This window comes from Salinispora goodfellowii (assembly GCF_059570675.1).
In genome coordinates this window covers 1-19,780 of record NZ_JCANTD010000051.1, presented here as the reverse complement: position 1 = coordinate 19,780, position 19,780 = coordinate 1, and the positions used below count along the sequence as shown (strand labels likewise).

The following is a 19,780-nucleotide window of genomic DNA, read 5'->3' as shown; positions in this document are numbered from 1 at the left end:
GCCCGCGTCGAGGGCGAACTGGCCGATCTGGCAACCACCCGCACCACCCTGCGCACCCTCACCGCAGCCGAGTTCACCGCCGACGACCCGGCGATAACCAGCGCCCCCTACCAGCAGATCCTGCACGTCCTCGCCACCGCGCCCACCGGCATGCGAGCCAAGGGCATCTGCCTCGCACTCGGCGTCGAACCCTCACCGAAACACGTCGAAGCCACCCGCGCGAAGCTCAAGCGCATGGTCAACCGCCACGTCCTGACCGAGGACGAACCCGGAGTGTTCACCCTCACCCTAAAACGGACCTAATACTCCAGACCGCCCTCTGATGCCTGTGGATGATCCCCTGATCATGGCTGGATCTGCTAGCCCTCGTATCACCAGCAGCGTGGACCGCAAGGGCGGGCCGTATAGGGGCGCACGTCGCGGGGATGATCGCGTTCTTCCTTCCTGCCTGACCGGCGTACTCGGCGCCGGCGTCGCGGCAGGCCACGCAGATGGAGAACGATGTGCCGCGCCAGGTTGCCGGCCCCCCCCGTTTACCCCCCCCGAAAACCCCTGCCAACGGTTGACCAGTGGCGACAAGTGATGATGACCTTGCCCGGTCGTTTGTGCAGCTCAGCGCCAAACACTGACAGTCGGTGACGACGCCAAGATCACAGGATTCGAGGAGCGTAGGTCGACGGTTCGATTCCGTCAGGCGGCTCGGGACAACGAATGGCCTGGTCACACCGCTGACCAGGCCATTCGCCATGTCCGGGGTCGACGGATGGCGATCAAGCGCATCGTATGATCGCTATCTGAGGACAAATCTGAGGACACTTAGCTACCCGGCGCTCTTCCGAGCCCGATGCTCAGCAAGATCGGACCCGGGGCGGAACAGTGCCGTCTCCGCCGCCTCGGCTGCGCGTTTCGCCTGGCCGAGACTCGGCGCCGCATACCGACGGGCCGTACGGATGTCCCGCCAGCCCATGGCCTGCTGGACTGCGGAGATATCGAGCCCAGCGTCTAGGAGCATCGTTGCTGCTGTGTGCCGCGCCACGTGCGACCCCGCGCGCGGCAATCCAGCCTCAGCGAGGATCTGGTACCAGTCGTCGAGATCGGCGCGAGGGTCGACAGGCCGACCGTTGGGCTGGCAAAACACTAACCCCTCGTCCTTGTACTCCTTGCTCAGCCTCTGTTTGAGCCTGCTCTGTTGCCGCTTGTGCTCGCGCAGTGCCGCTGCGAGAGCCGCCGGCAGCAGCACTAGATCAGTGGCCACCTCGTCGTCGTCGGAGGCCAGCCACGTCTTCGGCCGGGTCAGCCTCAGTCCTCCGTCCCTGCGTTGGGGACACCGGGTGGCGTGCCGGGTGCATCCGGGCGGGCAAGGCTTCGGGCATGGGCGGTGATGCCGGGGGCATCGGTCGCCCGGTGTCCGTGCTGGACACCGAAACGGCTGCTGATAGCAGCGGCCCGGGTCGGTGCACCCGCCATGTCCGCCGGAGGGTCAAGCTGGTCATGGGGTGAGGCTCCATCGCTGTGCGCCAGACGGGCTATCCACCCACAGCGTGTGATGACCTTCGTCGCTTACTGTGAGGCCGAGTTGCTCAACCTCGGGCCGGCCGGCTCGGACCCAACGGCGGTACGCGTTGTGCACATCTCCCCAAATGCGCCCTACCTCGGTTAACTGTCCGCGCCCGACTCGCGCCCAGGACCCCGCGCGGTTGGCGTAGATGTGCTCTGCCTGGTCGCCGGTGCCATCCGGCCCGGGGATCGTGATCTGCACGATCCCCGGACAGTGCAGGTGCAGCCAGGCCACGAAACTGTCGGCCCTCAGGTCGGATGGGGCGTCTACTGGGCTCCCGTCGTGAAGGGCCGCAGGGTCGAACGCGGCGTCGGGGATCATCGCCGCCGCGGGCTCGGCCCGGGAGTTCATGAAGGCCGCCCGGGAGGGCAGGAAGCGACCTGAAGCTGTCGCGCCACGCTGGTCGAGCCGTAGCGCGACGAGTCCGAGGCCGAGGTTAGCGACGATGACGCCCCCTGGTGGGCACTGACGCAGCCACGCGGCTGGGACTCGTTCGATGCCGTAGGTCGCGATGATCCGGTCGTATGGCCCCTGCTCGGGCCAGCCTGCCGCGCCGTCACCGACCCGCAACGCGGGGTGGTAGCCGGCCCGCGCGAGGGCGGAGGCGGAGGCGGCCGACAGGACCTGGTCGTACCCGGAACAACGCCGGGGCCGTGGGCTCACCCCGGCCAACGACTGACCACCTCAACAACCAAGATCAGCCGTTAATTTGACAAACCCGAGCCGGACCGACATGCCGTCGAGGATGACACCGAGACCGAACTCGAGTGCCTCAGTGCGCGCGGCGCGCGGATCGGCGTTCAGCTGCACCTGTTCCGCCGCCCTCGCCTGCAGGCGAGGGAACTGAGCCACGATCTGGTTCGCGTTGACCACGGCCTCTTGCAGTCGCTGCTTTACTTTCGCGCTGTCGTTCTGACTTTTCACCAGCATGGCCTGTGTGGAGTCCTGGTAGGTCGCACCGATCACGAACGTGAAGAGGGTGTTGACCGCCCAGTCGAGGTTGACCCCGGTGAAACCGGCAGCCTCGAAGATGGCGTAGCAGTGGTCCTGGTAGCGCGCCATTCCGGTGCCGTAGGCCAGACAGCTGGGGACCGCGGGGATCAGCCAGTGATGCGTGACACCGAGCCCGTACGTGCTGCGCGCCAGCTCGACGGCGGCCCGCCGCCATCCCACCTGCTCGGGGTCGAGCATCGAGGTCTCGCCCCAGATCCGGTCACTGGCCAGCGCGATCAGGTTCTCCTTGCTCTGCACGTGCCAGTACACCGACGTCGCGGCCGAGCCGAGACGCTGCCCGAGTCGCCGCATGCTCAGGCCGTCGAGTCCTTCTTCGTCGAGTAGATCGATGGCAGCACTAACGATCTGGGCCTGGCTCATGGTTCGACGAGTCATGCACCAAGCCTAACTTGAACACTGTCCGAGTCCCACTTGCGCGCCGTTCAAGTCCCATCGTACGGTGTTCAAGTCGCGACTTGAACGATGTACGAGAGGAGTCGATCGCGGATGAATGACGCACAGGGCGTCCCCGCCGTGTGGGCGCGGGGACTACGCAAGTCCTACGGCACGAAGGAGGTGCTGGCGGGCATCGATCTCGACGTGCCCGCCGGCAGCGTGTTCTCCCTGCTGGGGCCGAACGGTGCGGGAAAGACCACCACGGTGCACATCCTCAGCACCTTGGTCCAGGCCGACGAGGGTCAGGCCCGCATCGCCGACCATGATCTGCAGAAAGAGCCCAACGCGGTCCGTTCGGCCATCGGCCTCACCGGCCAGTTCGCAGCGGTGGACAAGCTCCTCACCGGTGAGGAGAACCTGCGGCTGATCGCCAAGCTTCGGCACCTCGACCGGGTGGCCGCGAACCGCCGGATCGACGACCTGCTGGAGTTATTCGAGCTTGGTGACGCGGCGAAGAAGCCGCTGCATACGTACTCCGGCGGCATGCGACGCAAACTCGATCTGGCGCTGACCCTCCTGGATCAGCCCCCGATCATCTTCCTTGACGAGCCCACGACCGGCCTCGATCCTCGCAGTCGGCAGGCGATGTGGGACATCGTCCGCGACGTGGTGGCCCAGGGGACCACGGTGTTCCTCACCACGCAGTACCTCGAGGAGGCCGACCGGCTCGCTGACTGGATCGCCGTGCTCGACGGCGGCAAGCTCGTCGCCGAAGGCACCGCCGACCAGCTCAAGGCCCGGATCGGCGGTGGTCGTATCGAACTGCGCTTCCCCAACACCGTCGCCCTCGATGCCGCGGCCCGAGCGGTGCCGGGATCGACGCGTGGGGACGAGACGTTCACCCTCACCGTTCCGATGGACGCCGCCGGTACGCACTCGATCCGAGCCGTGCTCGACCAACTGGACCACGCGCGGCTCGAACCGCTCGCCCTGTCGGTGCAGACCCCCAATCTCGATGACGTGTTCCTCGCGCTGACCGGCGTGACCGGCAAGAAGGAAGGGAGCGTGACCCGATGAGCAGCGCCACTATCGCTCCGGCTCCGCGCAAGACGACCCCACACCCGTTCAGTGACGCGCTCACCATGCTCGGGCGCAACCTCAAGAGGATGCAGCGGGATCCGTCCCAGGTGATCGTCGTCATCGCTCTGCCGGTGATCTTCCTCTTGCTGTTCGTCTACGTCTTCGGCAACACCCTCGGCGCCGGCATCGGGTTCCAAGGGACCGACGGCTACCTTGAATACGTCGTCCCCGGCATCCTCCTCATCGGAGTCGCCGCCGGTGCCCAGGGCACGTCCGTCTCAGTGAACACCGACATGACGGAGGGGATCATCGCGCGCTTCCGAACAATGGCCATCGCCCGCGGCGCGGTGCTGACGGGCCACGTCGTGGGCGCCATCATCCAAACGCTCCTCGGCATGGTCGGAGTACTGGCCATCTCCTTCCTGCTCGGTTACCGGCCTGAGGCGGGTGCCGCGGACTGGCTCGGCGTGGTCGGCGTGCTCGCCCTGATCGCCTTCGCCCTCAGCTGGCTGTCAGTCGCGATCGGCACGTTCGCGAATTCCGCAACGGTCGCCAGCAACCTGCCCATGCCCTTGGTTCTGCTGCCGTTCCTTGGCAGCAGCTTCGTCCCGGCCGACTCGATGCCCGATGGACTGCGTTGGTTCACGGAGCACCAGCCCTTCACCCCGTTCATCGAGTCCGTCAGGAGCTTGCTCGACGGCGTGCCCGCCATTGACGACATCCTGACCGCTGCCATTTGGTGCGGTGCGATCGCCTTCCTCGGATACGTCTGGGCACTGGCTCAGTACAACCGCAAGTCAATTCGATGAAACCGGTGGCCTGCGGGCCGTCCGTTCATAGGTGTCGGTGACCACCTCGCACTGCCTGGGGGCGCCCCAAGCCGCCGGAGCGTCCGCTGACGTTCATGTGGCATTCCGGTCTCGGCGACCCGCGCTGTCACGCGCAGGGCTCCGATGGCGTCACCCGGGTCACAGCAGATCTCGACGTGCGTTTCCGAGCAACTGAAGCCGGCCAGGCAGCCGATGCCTGCTCGTCCCGATGCTCCACTCCTGTCAGAAATTGCGAGAGGGGACAGCCATGCCTGTTTTCGATACTCCTGAACCGATCTCCGTCACATTCGAAATCGGTGCCGGCGACGTGCAGATCATCGCAGAAGACCGGGACGACACCGTCGTTGAGGTATGGCCGACCGACGAGACCGACGGCTCGGACGTGAAGGCCGCCGAGCAGGCGAGCGTCGAATACGACAACGGCGTACTGAGTATCAGGACACCGAAGTCCCGGAGCATCGACTTCTCCCGGAAGACCCGCTCGGTGGACGTGACGATCGTGCTGCCCGTCGGCTCGCAGGTGCGTGGCGAAGCATCGGTGGGAGACCTGCGCTGCGCCGGCCACCTCGGGGAGTGCAGGTTCAAGACATCCACCGGGCATGTCCAACTGGACCACATCGGTCCGTTGCGCCTGGACACGGCGGGCGGCCACATCACTGTGGGACGAGTCGACGGCGACGCCGAGATCAGCACCGCGACCGGCCGATCCGCGTCGGGGAGATCGACGGCGCGGCCGCGGTCAAGAACTCCAACGGCGACACCGAGATCGGCAAGGTGACCGGCGATCTCCATGTCTGCGCCTCCAACGGCGACATCTGCGTCGACCACCCATCGGGTCTCAAGACCGATGCCGAGACCGTCAACGGCAGTATCCGCGTGGGGGAAGTGACCTGCGGTGCGGTCGTGCTCAAGACATCGTCCGGTGACCTGGAGATCGGCGTTGGCGCGGGCCGCCGGGCGAGGCTAGACCTGGCCACTGGATACGGGCGGGTGCACAACACGCTGGACGGTGCCGACGAGTCGCCCGGAGAATCGATCGATGTGCGGGCGCACACCTCCTACGGAGACATCACGATCCACCGGGCTCTGTGAACACCTCCCGGTGCAGAGGACAAGGCGGACGACTCCGTGAGCCACGCATGATGGGAGGCCGGGACCGGCGCCAGGGCACGGCGCCGGTCCCGGCCTCCGGCTTCGGTGCTCAGCCGCCTTCGTGGCCGACCTCGACGGGGGTCGCCTGGCCGACACTCCGCTGCGCCAGGCCGACGGAGATCGAGTCGGCGATCTCACCGCTGCGTACGGCGATGTTCGACAGCAGTGAAGAGGTGAGGCCGTGGGTGTGCTCGGTACCGCCCTGGAGGTAGAGCCCGCAGAGCAGTTCGGGGCTGGTGGCAATGCGGTAGTCCCGCTCCACTCGGTATCGCCCGGCCTCGTCTCGCAGACAGAAGCGGTCGAGGTCGCCGAGCAGACCAGTGGGCTCCATCGCGTCGTAGCCCGTCGCGCAGACCAGCGCGTCGAAGTCCAGGTCGTACACTACGCCGTCGAGTCCCGTCTGGAGGGAGACCCGCGTCTCAGCACCGGCGCGCTTGATGCCGGAGACCCTCGTCAGATTCAGCAGGCGCAGCCGCTTGTCGCCGCGTACGTCGTCGTCGTACGAGCGCCGGTACAGGTCCCTGATCACTTCGTCGTCAACGACCGAGTAGTTCGTGTTGCGGTGGTACCGCCAGAAGGACTCGCGCGTCTGCTCGGTGCCGAAGTAGTAGTCGTCGACCGCCTTCGGATCGAACACCTGGTTGGCGAAGGGAGTATCGTCCGCCACGGAGTAGCCGTACGAGGGGATGATGGCCCACACCTGGGCGTGCGGCAGCTCGTCGTAAAGGAAACGGGTGATCTCCGCCGCGCTCTGGCCGGCCCCGACCACTGCCACGCGACGTAGCTCCGCCGGATTCATCCGCCGGTACTTCTCCAGGAACTCGGAGCTGTGCCAGACCCGTTCGTCGCACTGCGTTCCGTCGGGCATGTTCGGGACGAGGCCCGTTGAGATGACGACGTTCCGTGCGTTGATCACCCGGGTGCCCCGGCCGCCGGCGTCCCGGGCCTCGACCTCCAGATGGTCGGCAGGCTGCGGACCGCTGCCCTGCGGCAGCCGAATCGACGTCACGTCAGAGCCGTACGTGACGAGGTGAGCCAGGTTTCCGCAGTGAGCCGAAGGCGCACGACGAAGTACGGGAGTTCTTCGACAAGCCGGTCCTGGGCCTGACGCTGGTCGACGAGAGGTACTACCACCTCGACACGGCTCTCGCCGTGCTCGACGACAACGAGATCATGTACAACCCCGAGGCCTTCTTCCCGCAGAGCAGGGCGCTGCTTGCGGAACAGTTCCCGGACGCCATCCTGGCGGACGCGTCCGATGCCGAGGTATTCGGTCTCAACGCCCTGTCCGACGGCCTTCATGTGATCATTGCCCAACAGGCCAAGCGGCTGCCGGACCAGCTCCGGGAACGCGGCTTCGTGCCCATCGGCATTGACATGACCGAACTGCTGAAGGGCGGCGGCGGCGCCAAGTGCTGCATCCTGGAGCTCCGCGCGCGCCCCTGAGGAGCAGTCCGCTTCGGCAGTTGCCATGGCTCCTTTGCCCCGCTCATTCAGACACAGCCGTCGCTCCTGGTGGCTGCCGCCGGCGATGGCGTAGCTATGGAATCCCTCGCCGGTCTTGCGGCCCAGTTTGCTCTGGGCCACTAGGCCAGCGAGCAGCGCGCACGGTGTGAAGTGCGGGCTGCCGGTGAGCTCGCGCAGCACTTACAGCGTGTCGACGATGACGTCGAGACCGATTAGTCTAGTGTCCCGTGACTCTGTTGTCGTTATCTGATTTCGATCATAGATCGGTGCGGCTGTGATGTTGAGGGCCGATCATGGTGGGGTGATGCTGACGGACGAGCAGACCGCTGAGCTTCGAGCCGTGGTCAACAGCCGGGATGTGCCGGCGGTCCTGGCGACCCGGGCGCGGATCGTGTTGTGGATGGCCGAGGGCCGCCGTCGTAAAGATGTTGCGGAGTTGGCTGGGGTGTCGTTGCCCACTGTGGATCGTAGGATCGACCGGTACGCCGAGCAGGGGTTGGCCGGGTTGGAGGAACTCAAGCGGGGCGCCGGCCGTGAGCAGGTACCGGTTCAGGTAGCGGCGCGGATCCTGGCGTTGACCAGGATGAGCCCGCCAGCCGAGACGGGACTGTCGCACTGGTCGAGCCGGGCGATGGCCGCCTATGTCAAGCGCACCGAGGGGGTCTCGGTGTCCTGGCACTACGTGGCGAAGCTGTGGCGCGACAGCGATCTGCGGCCGCACCGGCAGGGCGCGTTCAAACTGTCCAAGGACCCGGCGTTTGCGCAGAAGGTGGCCGACATCGTCGGCCTGTACCTGGACCCGCCCGGCGGGGCGGTGGTGCTGTCGATCGACGAGAAGACCCAGATCCAAGCGTTGGATCGTACGCAGCCGTTGCTGCCGTTGGACTTCGGGCTGACCGAGCAACGCACCCACGACTACCGGCGGCACCACGAACCTGTTCGCCGCCTTGGACGTCGCTACCGGCCAGGTCATCGCCGACTGCTACCCACGCCGTAACGCAGAGGCGTTCCTGGCCTTCCTCAAGAAGGCAGTCAAAGCCCATGCCGGTAAGCAGATCCATGTCGTGCTGGACAACCTGTCCACCCACACCACCCCGGACGTGCAGGCGTGGCTGGAACGCAACCAGCACGTTCACTTCCACTTCACCCCGGTCGGATCGAGCTGGATGAACCAGATCGAGAACTGGTTCGGGATCATCACCAAGCAAGCCATCCGCCGCGGCACCTTCGCCTCGGTCGCCGCGCTGATCCGCCGCATCCGTGATTACATCGAGCACTGGAACACCGGCGCCCAACCCTTCACCTGGACCGCGACCGCCGACGAGATCCTGGCCAAGGTCCGCTGGATCGAAACCACCGTCAAGCAACTCGTCGCGAACAACACCAAGTAACGAAAACAGAATCGCGAGACACTAAGACGTGTTTCATAAGCCGGTCAGAGCCACTCGCAGATGATGGTGATGGTCAGGACGGCCTGGAACCGGACGGCCAACTTGTCGTAACGGGTGGCCACGCCGCGGTGGCGCTTGAGCCGGGCGATGCCGTTCTCGACGGCATGTCGCATCCGGTACAGGTCTCCGTCGAACTTCGGCGGGCGCCCGCCGCGGCTGCCCTTGGCTTTGCGGTGAGCGTCCTGGTCGGTCTTACTCGGGATGCATGCCTTGATCCCGCGCTTGCGTAGGTAGGCGCGGTTTCCGCAGCTGGTGCACGCCTTGTCGGCTAGGACCAGGTCGGGGCAGGTGCGGGGCCGGCCCACCCCGAGACGGGTCACCTTGATACGGCGCAGGACCGGGATGAACTGTGGACTGTCACCACGATGCCCGGCAGTTACGACCATCGACAGGACCTTCTGTTCCTGTTCACAGGCCAGATATGTCTTGGTGGTCAGGCCGCCGCGAGATCGTCCGAGGGCGTGATCGACGGGTTCGTCGTGCACGCCGCCGGGTGGCTCTTTCTGCAGATGGCCGTCCCTGCGAGCGCCGGCGGCGTGTTGGTGGGCGCGGCTGGTCATCGAGTCCACGCTGACCATCCAGGTGATCCGGCCTTGCGCATCGCCGGCGGCCTGCGAGGCGGCCAGGATCTTGTTCCAGGTGCCGTCGCGCTGCCAGCGACGGAACAGGCCGTAGATCGTCTGCCAGGGTCCATATTCGGCCGGCACGTCACGCCAGGGCGACCCGATTCGGATCCGCCACCTGATCCCGTCGATGAGCTGCCGTTTGTCCCACTTCGGCGGCCGACCCTTCACCGACGCGGCCGGCAACAGTACGGCGAGCCGCTGCCATTGAGCGTCGGTGAGGTCGTGCCGCCTCGTCACCGCTAAGGTGGCCACGAGGTCTCCGGTATGACGTTCTTGCTTGGTCGCAGAATCAGATACCGGAGACCTCTTCAGTTGTCGATAACCGACACGCCGTGACCTTCACCGGCCACCACGACTTCTGAAACACGCCTTAGCCGTCCGTACGTGACCTCGATCCACTCCGCAGCGGCCGGTACGGTCGCCGGGTCGGTGACATCGAGCGGGACGACGGTCGCGGACACCCCGTCGGCGGCCAGCGACCGTGCGGCGGCCTCGCCGCGGGATGCGTCGCGGACGCCCAGCAGCACCGTGTCGCCGGCCCGGCCGAGCTGCCGGGCCACCTCCAGTCCGATGCCCTTGCCCGCGCCGGTGATCAGGGCGACGGCGCCGGTCATACCGGCACCGCCTCGATCAGGCAGTCCGGGCCGGCAAGTGGGCGCTGATCGGGCTGGTCAAGTCGGTGGCGCAGGAGGTCGGCCAGGATGGCATCACGGCGAACGACCTTTCTCTCTCCCCCGCGACACGGCGTTCCGGGCTTACCGGCCGGAGCGCCGCGTCGTGTCACCCGAACGTGTAACTGGGACCAGTACTGTCCTATGTCGAATCTAAGGTCTGCTCGTACCGCACTCCGCGGCGCACCGGAGGGGAGATCCGATGATCGAGAAGACCGTTATCCGACCCGTGCCCGAGGGCTACCACGCCGTCATGCCCTGGCTTATCTCAGGCGACACCGCCCGCCTCATCGACTTCCTCGTCGGGGCGTTCGACGGCAAGGAGCTGGCGCGGCTGCACAACGAGGACGGCAGCGTCTCGCACGCCGAGGTACGCGTCGAGGGCTCCGTCCTGCTCATGTTCGACGCCCGGCCGCACTGGCCCGAAACCCCCGCCTTTCTACGGCTCTACGTTGACGACGCGGACGCGGCTTTCGCCCGGGCGCTGCACGCCGGCGCCACTCCCGTCACGGACATCACCTACCTCGCGTTCGGGGACCGGATCGGGCGGGTCCGGGACCCGCTCGGCAACGTGTGGTGGATCCAGGAACGGATGGAGGAGCTGGACCTCGAGGAGATGAATCGGCGTGCTCAGCAGCCCGAGTACGCCGACGCGATGCGCTACGTGCAGAGCGCCGAACTGGTGCAGCCGCGCCCGTCCTGACCGCTCCGCCGTCGATCAGGTGAGGTTCGGGGCGGACTGAACCGCCCGCTGGAGGACTCCGTCGTCGTCCATTGCCCGACACCATGAGGAGGTAGATCTCGCCCTTGTCGCCCATCTGGGTGGTACCGGTGCGGTGGACCGGCACCGGATAGTGCACGCCGGTCTCGATGCCGTCTGCGGTCAGCGCCTTGCGCAGCGTGTCCCGGTCGTCGGCCTGCACGACGAACAGGTGCCACACCGGGTCGGCGCGTGTTCCAGGAGCCGGCAGCTTGGCCTGCAGCACCCCGGCACGGTACTCGTCCAGCCGGTGGCTGCCGCACCGGATGTCGTGCTGGTACGTCACCGGCGAGCCGTAGTTGCGCAACAGGCGTACCCGCTCCGCCAGTGCGGTGTCGGAGGTGACCGCCGCCCCGCCGTCGCCGGTCGCGCCTAGATTCGGTGGCCCGCGGCGGGTTTGGGTTCTCGTATCGACCGACATGCGCCACGATGGCGTTGGGCCTGGTCCCGGCGGCAACCCCTGCTGCGGTTCAGCTGAGAATCTCCGGGGTGGGCCGAGCGCTGCTCTCGACGAACACCGCCACGCCGTCCAGCAGCCGGGCAAGTCCGAACTCGAACCACTCGTTCAGTTCGCTCTCGCCGGTACTCTCCGCCGCGACGCGGGCCAGCACCGGGAAGGTGCCGCTCTGCATGAGCGCCATCACCTGCTCCGACCGGGCGGCCCACCACTGTTCGCGGGTGGAGCCGGTGTCGCGCTCGGCGCTGTCCTCGTTCACCAGCAGCAGGGCGGCCCCCTGGACGTACCCGACGACCATCATCACGATCCAGGACATCTGCCGCACGCTGAGGCCGATTCCGTCGACCGCGCTGAGCGCCCAGTTGGTCGAGGCGAGCACATTGGGGCCGAGCGGGGGTCGGGTGGTCGCCAGAATCTGCAGCGACCAGAGGTGCCGCCGGTACAGCGCCCAATCAGTGCGTGCCGACCACTCCAGCCGGGCCCGCCAGCCCTGCGGCGGCGGATCGGGGAAGGGGGTCTGGCCGGTGACCGAGTCGACCATCAGGTCGATGAGTTCCTCCTTGCCGGGCACGTAGCGGTACAGCGACATCGCGCCCGAGCCCAGCTCGGCGGCTACCCGTCGCATCGACAGCCCATCGAGCCCCTCGGCATCGGCGATCCGGATGCCGGCCTCCACGATCCGGTCGATCGAGAGCCCTGGCCGGTTGCGCCGCTCCCGGCCGCGCTCCGCCCACAGCAGGTCGAGCCCACGTCCGCTGCGCGAGTCGGTGCCTCCGGTGGTGGACATTTGTTCTCCAATCATCGGTGGGGTACGGTGTACGCAACGCGTACACCGTACCCGTCGAGGAGTTGATTTTCTATGAACGCACCTGCTGTCAAGGCCGGAAGGCGGCAGTGGGCCGGCCTGGTCGCGCTCGTTCTACCGACGCTCCTGGTATCGATGGATATCTCGGTGTTCTTCTTCGCCTTGCCGCGCCTGACCGAGGATCTCGCGCCCAGCAGTACAGAACTGTTATGGATCATGGACGTCTACGGCTTCCTGTTAGCCGGGCTACTGGTAACCATGGGCGCTCTCGGCGACCGCATCGGCCGGAGAAAACTCCTGCTGATCGGCGCCGTGGTCTTCGGCGTCGCGTCGACAGCGGCAGCGTACGCAGACGACGCGGCCACGTTGATCCTGGCCCGGGCGCTGATGGGCATCGGCGGGGCGACCCTCGCGCCGTCCACCCTGGCGCTGATCCGCAACATGTTCCACGACGAGAAGGAGCGCACCACCGCCATCGGCGTCTGGACGGCGGGTTTCGCCGGCGGCGGCGTGCTCGGCCCGATCGTCGGCGGCCTGCTCTTGGAGCACTTCTGGTGGGGCGCGGTCTTCCTGATCAACATTCCGGTGATGGTGCTGCTGTTGGCCGTCGGCCCAGTCCTGCTGCCGGAGTACCGCAACCCCGACCCGGGCCGCTTCGATCTGCTCAGCTCGGTGCTCGCCCTCGCGTCCATCCTGTCCATCATCTACGGCGTCAAGGAGATCGCGGGGCACGGCGTCGAAGTCGGTGCGGCGGTCGCGATCGTCGCCGGTCTCGGAATCGGATTCCTGTTCGTGCGCCGGCAGGCCGGTCAGCGCGCCATGCTCGACGTCCGGCTGTTCCGGAACCCGGCCTTCAGCGCCTCGCTCGGCGCAAACACTCTGATCATGTTCGTGATGCTGGGCACCGCGCTGTTCATGTCGCAGTACCTGCAGCTGGTGAAGGGCCTGGAACCGTTCACTGCCGCGCTTTGGTCGCTGCCCGCGGTGGTCGCCACGATGGTCGGCGTCGGGATCGCCTCGTCCCTGGTCGCCACGGTGCGCCCTGGCCATATCGTCGCGGTGGGCCTGGTCCTGGGCGCGATCGGATTCGGGGTGATCACCCAGGTCGAAGCCGGCTCAGCGCTGGTGCTCATCCTGTCCGGCAGCGCGGTGATGTCGGTCGGCGTCGGCATGGTGTCGACGCTCGGCACCGACCTCGTCGTCACGACGGCCCCGCCAGAGCGTGCCGGAGCCGCCTCGGCGTTGTCCGAGACCGGCAACGAGCTCGGCGGCGCCCTGGGCATCGCGGTCCTCGGCAGCATCGGCGCCGCCGTCTACCGTTCCCAAATGAATTCGCTGCCCACCACGGACGGGATTCCGGCGCCGGTCTCGGACGCCGCGGGGGAGACGCTTCCGGGCGCAGTGGCCGTCGCCCCGTCGCTGCCGGGTGGAGCCGGCACGGTCCTGCTCGACAATGCGTTCGCGGCGTTCACCCACGGTCTGCAGGCGGTAGCGGCCACCGGCGCGGTGGTCCTGCTGCTGGCCGCCGTGGTGGTCGGTTACCTGCTCCGCAACGTCGAACCCAAGAACAGCGGCGCCGCCGAGCAGCCGGCCACCGATCCGAACGCCTTCCGCGGCGCGGACGGCGAGTCCCTCGCCACGGAGAACGTACCGAGGGAGCCCCTCATTGGGAACCGATGAGTTGACCACCCCTGCGTCCACCCCCAGCTACGGCAGGGTGTTCCAGCTTACGGCCACGGACGTGGTCCGTGCGCCGGGCGGCAGCCTGCTGCTCGACGGCGTTAACCTCACCGTCTCGGCGGACGAGAAGGTCGGCATCGTCGGCGAGAACGGCTCCGGCAAGTCGACGCTGCTACGCATGCTGGCCGGCGTCGAGGCGCCGGACAGCGGCGAGATCATCGTGCAGGCGCCGGGTGGCGTCGGATACCTCGGCCAGATCCCCGATCTGCCCGCGGACGGTACCGTGCAGGACGCGATCGATTACGCGTTGAAGGACCTGCGGGACCTGGAGGCGGGGATCAACGAGGCCGCGGAGCGGATGGCCTCCGCCGCCGGCGACGAACTCGAGGGCCTGCTGACGGTGTACGGGCAGATGCTCGAGCGCTTCGAGGCGCGGGACGGTTACGCCGCGGACGCCCGGGTCGACGCCGCGGTGCACGGTCTCGGGCTTGCGGCGATCCCTCGGCACCGTGCGATCGCGGCGCTCTCCGGCGGGGAGCAGGCGCGACTCGCCCTGGCCTGTGTCCTCGCCTCCTCGCCCGAACTGCTGCTGCTCGACGAGCCGACGAACCACCTGGACGTGGCCGCGCTGACGTGGCTGGAGCAGCGGCTTCGGGAGCACCCCGGCACCGTCCTGGTGGTCTCCCACGACCGGGTGTTCCTGGAGCGGACCGCGACGGCGCTGCTGGAGGTCGACAGCGACCGGCGGACAGTGGCTCGGCACGGTGGCGGCTACGCCGGCTACCTGCGCCGGCGTGCCGCCGAGCGGCTCGGTTGGGAGCAGAAGTACCGGGCCTGGTGCGAGGAGGTGAAGCGGCAGGAGGAGTTGGCGGCGACGGTGTCCGCGCGGCTCGTTGAGGGACCCCGCCCGGACGCCGAGCGTGGCCAGCGCCATCAGCGCAACGTGGAGAAGCAGATCTCCAGTCGGGTTCGCAACGCCGGCGAGCGGCTCAACCGGCTGCACGCCGACGCGGTGCCGCCCCCGCCGCAGCCCTTACGGTTCACTGGCCGTGCGGCGACGGGCGCATCGGCGAAGGCAGCCGTGCTGCTCGAGGCCGAGGGTGTCGTGGTGCAGGGCCGGCTGGCGGTCGACTGGCTGACCTTGAAGCCCGGCACCCGCCTGCTGATTACCGGAGCCAACGGGGCGGGCAAGAGCACCCTGCTGCGGGTGCTCGCCGGTGACCTGCGTCCGGACCGGGGGATCGTCCGGCGGCACGGCACGCGGATCGGCTGGCTGCCGCAGGAACTGGCCGAGTTCCCGCCCGAGCGGACCCTGCTGACCGCCTTCGCGGCCTCGATGCCCGGCCCTGCATCGGAACACCGGGAGGCCCTGCTGTCGCTGGGCCTGTTCCGGCCGGAGGACCTGGACACCCCGGCTGCAGGGCTCTCGATCGGTCAGCGCCGCCGGCTGGCGTTGGCCCGTCTGCTGCGGATGCCGGCGGACGTGCTGCTGCTCGACGAGCCGACCAACCACCTGTCACCGGGCCTCGTGGAGGACCTTGAGGAAGCCCTCGCCGAATACCAGGGGGCGCTGGTGATCGTCTCGCATGACCGGATGATGAACGAACGATTCCGCGGCGATCGTGTAGAAATGAACGCGGGACGTTTCCTCGACCTCCACTGAAAGAAGCGCCGCCCCCGTCTGCGCTTCAAAAGAATGGTACCCACCCGCATCGGGTGGGGTACTATTCGAGCAGTCGCGATCAATCGGCGGAGCTTGGGCCCATTGAGTGGCCAAATCTGTGAGACGGGCCCGCAAGCTGCGCGCTTCGATGGTCAAGTCGGTAACGAAGTTCAGCTGAATGCGTACCGCTGGGAGCACTGCGGCTGCGCCAACGCTGTCTTCGAGGCGGCGGTGTGCGGCGAGCATGTCGGTGAGGGCGTCAAGGGCGGCCGGCTCAACCCGGCGAGGGCGGTTACGGACGTAGGTCAGGTGGTCAGCCAACTCGTCGGACAGCGGCGCTGCGCGGATCAAGCCGGTGAGTCTGTCGCCGCTGTTAGGGGCGAGGTCCAACCGTTCAGCGAGATCAAGGTTGGGCTGTCGGCGGCCAGCTTCGATGTCGTGCAGATGCCCTCGACTGGACAGGGCGAGGGCAGCAAGCCGGCGGAGGCTGACTCCCGTGAGTGTACGCAACTGGCGTAGCTCAGCTCCGAAACAAGGGTCAACGACGGCCGGCATCGGTGTCTCCCAGGTTGAGGACTGGGCGGCGGGCCGCCGGCCTCAACCCCGGCGGGCCGCCAGCATTGACGGTACTCCCCGCCTGCACGTCACGCTGTCACCTTTCCGTGTGGTCGCCTTCGGGGTGTCGTGCCGTACGAATTTCCGTACGCCTGTGCTCTCGGCCTGGCTGAATTCGTCTCAGCCTGTCCGTGTCGGACGTTCCTCCAGGCAGGGCATTCAGCCCGGTGATTGCGGACTGTTCAATCACCTGAACTGTCCGATCACCACAGCGGCAACCACGATCACCAACACCAGCGCTGACGGCTCGGCCAGATTCATTCGCTGCTGCTGCAGGGACGGCGTATTCACCATCCCCGACTTAACCAGGACGGGTCCCGCCCCTACCGGCTACGAGCGGTAGGGGCGGGACCCGTCCTGATATCCGGGCGACAGGATCAGCCCGGGCAGCCGGTGACGTTGACGCAGTTGTTTGGCCGGTTCTTGACCACGGTGGTGCCGGTGGCGGTGTTCAACTCGACCGTGCCACCCGCCACGTTGAAGATGCCCCCGCCACCGTTGGCGGCGGCGGCATTCTTGACGATCTTGGTAGCGAAGAGGGCGAGCGTGCCGGTGGCGTCGTTGAGAATGCCGCCGCCATGGTTTCCTGCTTGGTTGCCGGTGACCTTCGTCCGCCGCAGCACTGTGTTGCCCTGTTGGAGGATGCCGCCTCCGCTGGCCGTGGTGGTGTTGTTCTTGATGGCGCTGTCCTCGGTGACCAGAGTCGTGTTCGGGTTTACGCCGAGTCCGCCACCACCATCCGTCGCGGCGTTGCCGGCCAGGGTGACGTTCCTGAGCGTGAACGGCCCTCCACCAACACCAAAAAAGACACCGCCGCCAAATCCGGTGGTGTTCTGCATGATGCGGGTATCGGTGACCGTGCCGGCTCCAGGACTGGCGAACAGGCCGCCGCCTGCCTGTGTTGACTGGTTAGCGGTGATGGTGCTGTGCGCGATGCCGAAAGTGCCGCCAACGACGGTGATTCCACCGCCACTGGTTTCGCTGTTGTTGGCGTCGACCTGGGAGTGGGTGACCTTCAACAGGCCGGTGCTTTGGATCCCACCACCAACTGAAAGAGTTGCGGTGTTGCAGACCGCTCAGGACGGCTACCACCGAGGTGCCCGCTATCACGGAGCAATCCAGCTACTCGTCGAGCCGACTGGCCGGCGCATGACGGGGAAGTGGGGATAGCCCCACAGTCCTGGGAGGGTTCAGCCAGTGGAAGCATTTGCCTGGTGCTACTCCAGCCCTGCAAGGTCTCGTAACGTTCCGGCAGCGCCGAGCTTCGTCTCGAGGCCACCGGTTCTCCTGCCGGCACCGGTAGACCTCTCGGGCTGGCCGTGCGACCGGATCAGTCCAGGTCATCCCGGGCAGTCGGGGACGTTAACGCAGTTGTTCGGCCGGTTCTTGACAACGACCGTGCCGGTCGCCGGGTTGAGGGCCACGGTGCCGCCGGCATCGTTGAAGATCCCGCCGCCGTCCGTGATGGCGATGTTTTTGGCGACCGACGTGTTGTACAGGGTGGTCGTGCTGTTGAACAGGTTCAAGACGCCGCCACCCTGGTCGGCCTGATTGCCCGTTATCTTGGTGTTTCGTAGAATCAGAGGGGAGAAGATATTGAGAATTCCTCCCCCGGATCCGTTCGTGGTGTTGTCACTGATCTTGCTGTCTTCGATGGTGGCCGCGGATGTGCCGATGCTGTCCTGAATAGCCACACCGCCACCTTGGCTTGGGGCTGTGTTGTTGGCCACGGTGACGTGTCGCATGGTCAGCTGCCCATCGACGAAGGCGCCGCCGCCGAGTGCGGTGGCATTGTTGTCGGTCAAGGTGGAGTTGGCGATGGTGGTGACGGTGCGGGAACCGCTGATTCCCGCGCCGCCAAGAGCGCGGTTGCGGGCGAAGGTGCTGCCCCGTACCTCGACGGTCCCGCCGTTGAAGCTACCTAGCCCGCCACCGAAGGCGCTGGCGCTGTTGTCGGTGATTCGAGCGTTTCCAACGGTGATCGCTCCCGTGCTGTAGATGCCGCCGCCGTCCAGCCGGGCGGTGTTGCGGTCAACGGCGGAGTCTTTGATGGTGGTGGTGCCAAGGTTGGCGATTCCGCCGCCGCGGTCTCCGGCGATGTTGCTGGCGACTGTGCTGTGTCTGGCTGTCAATTCGCCACCGGGGTTGACGAGGATGCCGCCTCCGTTGGTACCCAGAGCGGTTTGACCACCAGTGATCTTCAACTGGTTGAGGGTGAGGTTGCCGCCGGTGTCGACGGTGAGGATTCTGAATTGGTCGGCGGCGGCGGCGCGTTCGATGGTGGTGTGTTTGCCGCCGTTGAGGGTGATGGGGGTGGTGATGGCGGGGAGGCCGGCGTCGTCGATGTTGGCGGTGAGGAGGTAGGTGCAGTTGTTTGCGAGGTTGAGGGTGGCGCCGCCGCGGGCGTTGGCGAGGGTGATCGCGGCGATCAGCGCGTCGGCGTTGCAGGCTATGGGACTGGTGTCCTTGCCCTCGCTCTTGCCGCGCTCGCGGTGGCCCCCGGCGGAGGTCCAGCCGTCGGGGGTGAGGGTGCGTCCGATCGCGGCGGCCGGGGTGGCGGCGATGCCGGTGGTGAGGGCCAGCCCAGTCACGCCAGCGAGCCCGACAGTCCACCATCTCGTCTTCGCCCGGTGTGTGCGGCGGCGGTCCGGTTCGGGCGCCTGGTGGTGATGGCTCATGTGGTGTCGGTGTCCTTCCCCGCCTCAGACGAGCAGCGAACCGCTCGAAGACTGTGACCGCTCCTGCGGTAGGCAGGCGGTAGCAACAACTCCGAGCAAAACCGACTCTGACCCCAGGTTTACATGAACCCGAAGAAACTACCCAAATGGGATGTTCGTTCGGCCCTTGTAGGGTTGTCCCGTGATCGCCGATCTTCAGTGTGTGGTGCTGGACTGCTCCTGCCCGACGGATCTTGCCGAGTTCTACCGGGCACTTCTCGGCGGTGCCGTCAATCAGCGGGATCCACGGTGGACCCTGGGCGCCGACTGGGCGACGCTACACACGCCGTCTGGCCTCGTCTTGGCTTTTCAGCGGCTGGCCGACTACCGGCCACCGCTGTGGCCGGACCCGGCCCGGCCCCAGCAGTTCCACCTGGACTTCGGTGTTGCGGACCTGGAGCGTGCCCAAGAACAGGTGCTGGCCCTGGGGGCAACGATGCTGGACGATGGAGCAGACGGGCGTGGTTGGCGGATCTATGCCGATCCCGCAGGGCACCCGTTTTGCCTGGTCCGCCACTGACGAACATGCCGAGCCCAGGCCAGCGAGCTGCCGGTGGGTGCCGAGACGAGACGTGACGTCGACCGTGCCTCGTGGTCTGTGCCAGGGCGGTTGCGTAGTCGGTTGAAGGGTCTGTGAGCTGGGGTTTTTGGCGGCTGAATGGGTGGGGCCGGGTCCATGTAGGACGGGTGCGGCCTGTTCGTGATCATGGTGTTTGCGAAGACAACCGTGATCGAGAACTGGACGCACCCGCTGATGTCATCATCACTGACCGAGATCGTGCTGCCGCAGCGACCCCCGCACCTGCCGTGCCCGACCGTGGTCACCGATGGTGACCGGCGGAGCTTGTTCGTCGCGTTG

The 19,780-nt window shown here is 66.9% G+C and carries 17 protein-coding genes and 6 pseudogenes; 12 read left to right on the top strand and 11 right to left on the bottom strand.

From position 1 onward, the window contains the following. A partial coding sequence (locus tag T398_RS25540; RefSeq protein ID WP_496450377.1) for a hypothetical protein occupies positions 1–303 on the top strand: 303 nt, incomplete at its 5' end. A 517-nt stretch (positions 304–820) separates the two neighbouring features. Here T398_RS25540 and T398_RS25535 read toward each other — a convergent pair. The 3 genes and pseudogenes from T398_RS25535 to T398_RS25525 all read right to left on the bottom strand — a co-directional run bounded on the left by T398_RS25535 (position 821) and on the right by T398_RS25525 (position 2,932). Continuing rightward, on the bottom strand, positions 821–1,255 hold the full coding sequence (locus T398_RS25535; RefSeq protein ID WP_496450376.1) for a tyrosine-type recombinase/integrase: 435 nt from the start codon (positions 1,253–1,255) through the stop codon (positions 821–823). Positions 1,256–1,489: 234 nt separating this feature from the next. Further along, a pseudogene (locus T398_RS25530) lies at positions 1,490–2,191 on the bottom strand (methyltransferase domain-containing protein); the annotation flags it as partial. A 51-nt stretch (positions 2,192–2,242) separates the two neighbouring features. Next, the gene (locus tag T398_RS25525; RefSeq protein ID WP_496450375.1) at positions 2,243–2,932 is read right to left on the bottom strand and encodes a TetR/AcrR family transcriptional regulator C-terminal domain-containing protein; all 690 of its coding nucleotides are present in this window, start codon (positions 2,930–2,932) and stop codon (positions 2,243–2,245) included. 126 nt (positions 2,933–3,058) lie between these two features. Between T398_RS25525 and T398_RS25520 the strand changes: the two genes are divergently transcribed. The 4 genes from T398_RS25520 to T398_RS25505 all read left to right on the top strand — a co-directional run bounded on the left by T398_RS25520 (position 3,059) and on the right by T398_RS25505 (position 5,949). Continuing rightward, positions 3,059–4,024 carry an ATP-binding cassette domain-containing protein gene (locus T398_RS25520; RefSeq protein WP_496450374.1) on the top strand — a complete coding sequence of 322 codons (966 nt, stop codon included), beginning with the start codon at positions 3,059–3,061 and terminating at the stop codon, positions 4,022–4,024. Then, the gene (locus T398_RS25515; protein ID WP_496450373.1) at positions 4,021–4,836 is read left to right on the top strand and encodes an ABC transporter permease; all 816 of its coding nucleotides are present in this window, start codon (positions 4,021–4,023) and stop codon (positions 4,834–4,836) included. Before T398_RS25520 ends, T398_RS25515 begins: the two co-directional genes overlap by 4 nt. A 268-nt stretch (positions 4,837–5,104) precedes the next feature. Next, entirely contained in the window at positions 5,105–5,635 is a 531-nt protein-coding gene (locus T398_RS25510; protein ID WP_496450372.1) for a DUF4097 family beta strand repeat-containing protein, read from the top strand. Continuing rightward, positions 5,632–5,949, top strand: a complete 318-nt coding sequence (locus tag T398_RS25505) for a DUF4097 family beta strand repeat-containing protein (protein WP_496450371.1) — start codon at positions 5,632–5,634, stop codon at positions 5,947–5,949. The genes T398_RS25510 and T398_RS25505 overlap by 4 nt, the downstream gene beginning before the upstream one ends. A gap of 109 nt (positions 5,950–6,058) precedes the next feature. On the opposite strand, the gene T398_RS25500 is transcribed toward T398_RS25505, so the two are convergent. Beyond that, the gene (locus T398_RS25500) at positions 6,059–7,048 is read right to left on the bottom strand and encodes a SidA/IucD/PvdA family monooxygenase (RefSeq protein ID WP_496450379.1); all 990 of its coding nucleotides are present in this window, start codon (positions 7,046–7,048) and stop codon (positions 6,059–6,061) included. Positions 7,049–7,161: 113 nt separating this feature from the next. Between T398_RS25500 and T398_RS25495 the strand changes: the two genes are divergently transcribed. Beyond that, positions 7,162–7,455: a hypothetical protein gene (locus tag T398_RS25495; RefSeq protein ID WP_496450370.1), complete on the top strand. Its 294-nt coding sequence runs from the start codon at positions 7,162–7,164 to the stop codon at positions 7,453–7,455. Positions 7,456–7,753: 298 nt separating this feature from the next. Beyond that, positions 7,754–8,867, top strand: a pseudogene (locus T398_RS25490) (IS630 family transposase). A 44-nt stretch (positions 8,868–8,911) separates the two neighbouring features. Here the strand turns inward: T398_RS25490 and T398_RS25485 are convergent. Beyond that, the gene (locus T398_RS25485; RefSeq protein ID WP_496450369.1) at positions 8,912–9,805 is read right to left on the bottom strand and encodes an IS5 family transposase; all 894 of its coding nucleotides are present in this window, start codon (positions 9,803–9,805) and stop codon (positions 8,912–8,914) included. 56 nt (positions 9,806–9,861) lie between these two features. Beyond that, on the bottom strand, positions 9,862–10,167 hold the full coding sequence (locus tag T398_RS25480) for an SDR family NAD(P)-dependent oxidoreductase (RefSeq protein WP_496450368.1): 306 nt from the start codon (positions 10,165–10,167) through the stop codon (positions 9,862–9,864). 259 nt (positions 10,168–10,426) lie between these two features. On the opposite strand from T398_RS25480, the gene T398_RS25475 reads away from it, so the two are divergent. Beyond that, positions 10,427–10,927 carry a VOC family protein gene (locus tag T398_RS25475; RefSeq protein ID WP_496450367.1) on the top strand — a complete coding sequence of 167 codons (501 nt, stop codon included), beginning with the start codon at positions 10,427–10,429 and terminating at the stop codon, positions 10,925–10,927. Between the two features lie 133 nt (positions 10,928–11,060). Here the strand turns inward: T398_RS25475 and T398_RS25470 are convergent. Continuing rightward, positions 11,061–11,405 (bottom strand): annotated as a pseudogene (locus T398_RS25470) (DegT/DnrJ/EryC1/StrS family aminotransferase); the annotation flags it as partial. A gap of 49 nt (positions 11,406–11,454) precedes the next feature. Next, positions 11,455–12,228: a TetR/AcrR family transcriptional regulator gene (locus T398_RS25465; RefSeq protein WP_496450366.1), complete on the bottom strand. Its 774-nt coding sequence runs from the start codon at positions 12,226–12,228 to the stop codon at positions 11,455–11,457. A gap of 72 nt (positions 12,229–12,300) precedes the next feature. Between T398_RS25465 and T398_RS25460 the strand changes: the two genes are divergently transcribed. Together T398_RS25460 and abc-f are read left to right on the top strand one after the other, a co-directional pair. After that, positions 12,301–13,926, top strand: coding sequence for an MFS transporter (locus tag T398_RS25460; protein WP_496450365.1), 1,626 nt, complete (start codon positions 12,301–12,303; stop codon positions 13,924–13,926). 37 nt (positions 13,927–13,963) lie between these two features. Next, positions 13,964–15,589 (top strand): ribosomal protection-like ABC-F family protein, encoded by a 1,626-nt coding sequence (gene abc-f, locus T398_RS25455; RefSeq protein ID WP_496450378.1) that lies wholly within the window; start codon positions 13,964–13,966, stop codon positions 15,587–15,589. A gap of 444 nt (positions 15,590–16,033) precedes the next feature. Here abc-f and T398_RS25450 read toward each other — a convergent pair. Both T398_RS25450 and T398_RS25445 read right to left on the bottom strand, forming a co-directional pair. Then, positions 16,034–16,144: pseudogene (locus T398_RS25450) on the bottom strand (hypothetical protein); the annotation flags it as partial. A 437-nt stretch (positions 16,145–16,581) separates the two neighbouring features. Continuing rightward, positions 16,582–17,271, bottom strand: a pseudogene (locus T398_RS25445) (right-handed parallel beta-helix repeat-containing protein); the annotation flags it as partial. 1 nt (position 17,272) lies between these two features. On the opposite strand from T398_RS25445, the pseudogene T398_RS25440 reads away from it, so the two are divergent. Beyond that, positions 17,273–17,368, top strand: a pseudogene (locus T398_RS25440) (XRE family transcriptional regulator); the annotation flags it as partial. Between the two features lie 176 nt (positions 17,369–17,544). Here the strand turns inward: T398_RS25440 and T398_RS25435 are convergent. Next, positions 17,545–18,882, bottom strand: a complete 1,338-nt coding sequence (locus tag T398_RS25435) for a right-handed parallel beta-helix repeat-containing protein (RefSeq protein ID WP_496450364.1) — start codon at positions 18,880–18,882, stop codon at positions 17,545–17,547. A gap of 181 nt (positions 18,883–19,063) precedes the next feature. On the opposite strand from T398_RS25435, the gene T398_RS25430 reads away from it, so the two are divergent. Continuing rightward, positions 19,064–19,441: a VOC family protein gene (locus T398_RS25430; RefSeq protein ID WP_496450363.1), complete on the top strand. Its 378-nt coding sequence runs from the start codon at positions 19,064–19,066 to the stop codon at positions 19,439–19,441. The last annotated feature ends 339 nt before the right edge of the window (positions 19,442–19,780 follow it).

Coding starts and splice junctions, on each gene's coding strand:
- T398_RS25520 (WP_496450374.1), top strand. CDS start 3,059: ATGAATGACGCACAGGGCGTCCCCGCCGTGTGGGCGCGGGGACTACGC.
- T398_RS25460 (WP_496450365.1), top strand. CDS start 12,301: ATGAACGCACCTGCTGTCAAGGCCGGAAGGCGGCAGTGGGCCGGCCTG.
- T398_RS25515 (WP_496450373.1), top strand. CDS start 4,021: ATGAGCAGCGCCACTATCGCTCCGGCTCCGCGCAAGACGACCCCACAC.
- T398_RS25475 (WP_496450367.1), top strand. CDS start 10,427: ATGATCGAGAAGACCGTTATCCGACCCGTGCCCGAGGGCTACCACGCC.
- T398_RS25480 (WP_496450368.1), bottom strand. CDS start 10,167: ATGACCGGCGCCGTCGCCCTGATCACCGGCGCGGGCAAGGGCATCGGA.
- T398_RS25525 (WP_496450375.1), bottom strand. CDS start 2,932: ATGAGCCAGGCCCAGATCGTTAGTGCTGCCATCGATCTACTCGACGAA.
- T398_RS25435 (WP_496450364.1), bottom strand. CDS start 18,882: ATGAGCCATCACCACCAGGCGCCCGAACCGGACCGCCGCCGCACACAC.
- T398_RS25510 (WP_496450372.1), top strand. CDS start 5,105: ATGCCTGTTTTCGATACTCCTGAACCGATCTCCGTCACATTCGAAATC.
- T398_RS25465 (WP_496450366.1), bottom strand. CDS start 12,228: ATGTCCACCACCGGAGGCACCGACTCGCGCAGCGGACGTGGGCTCGAC.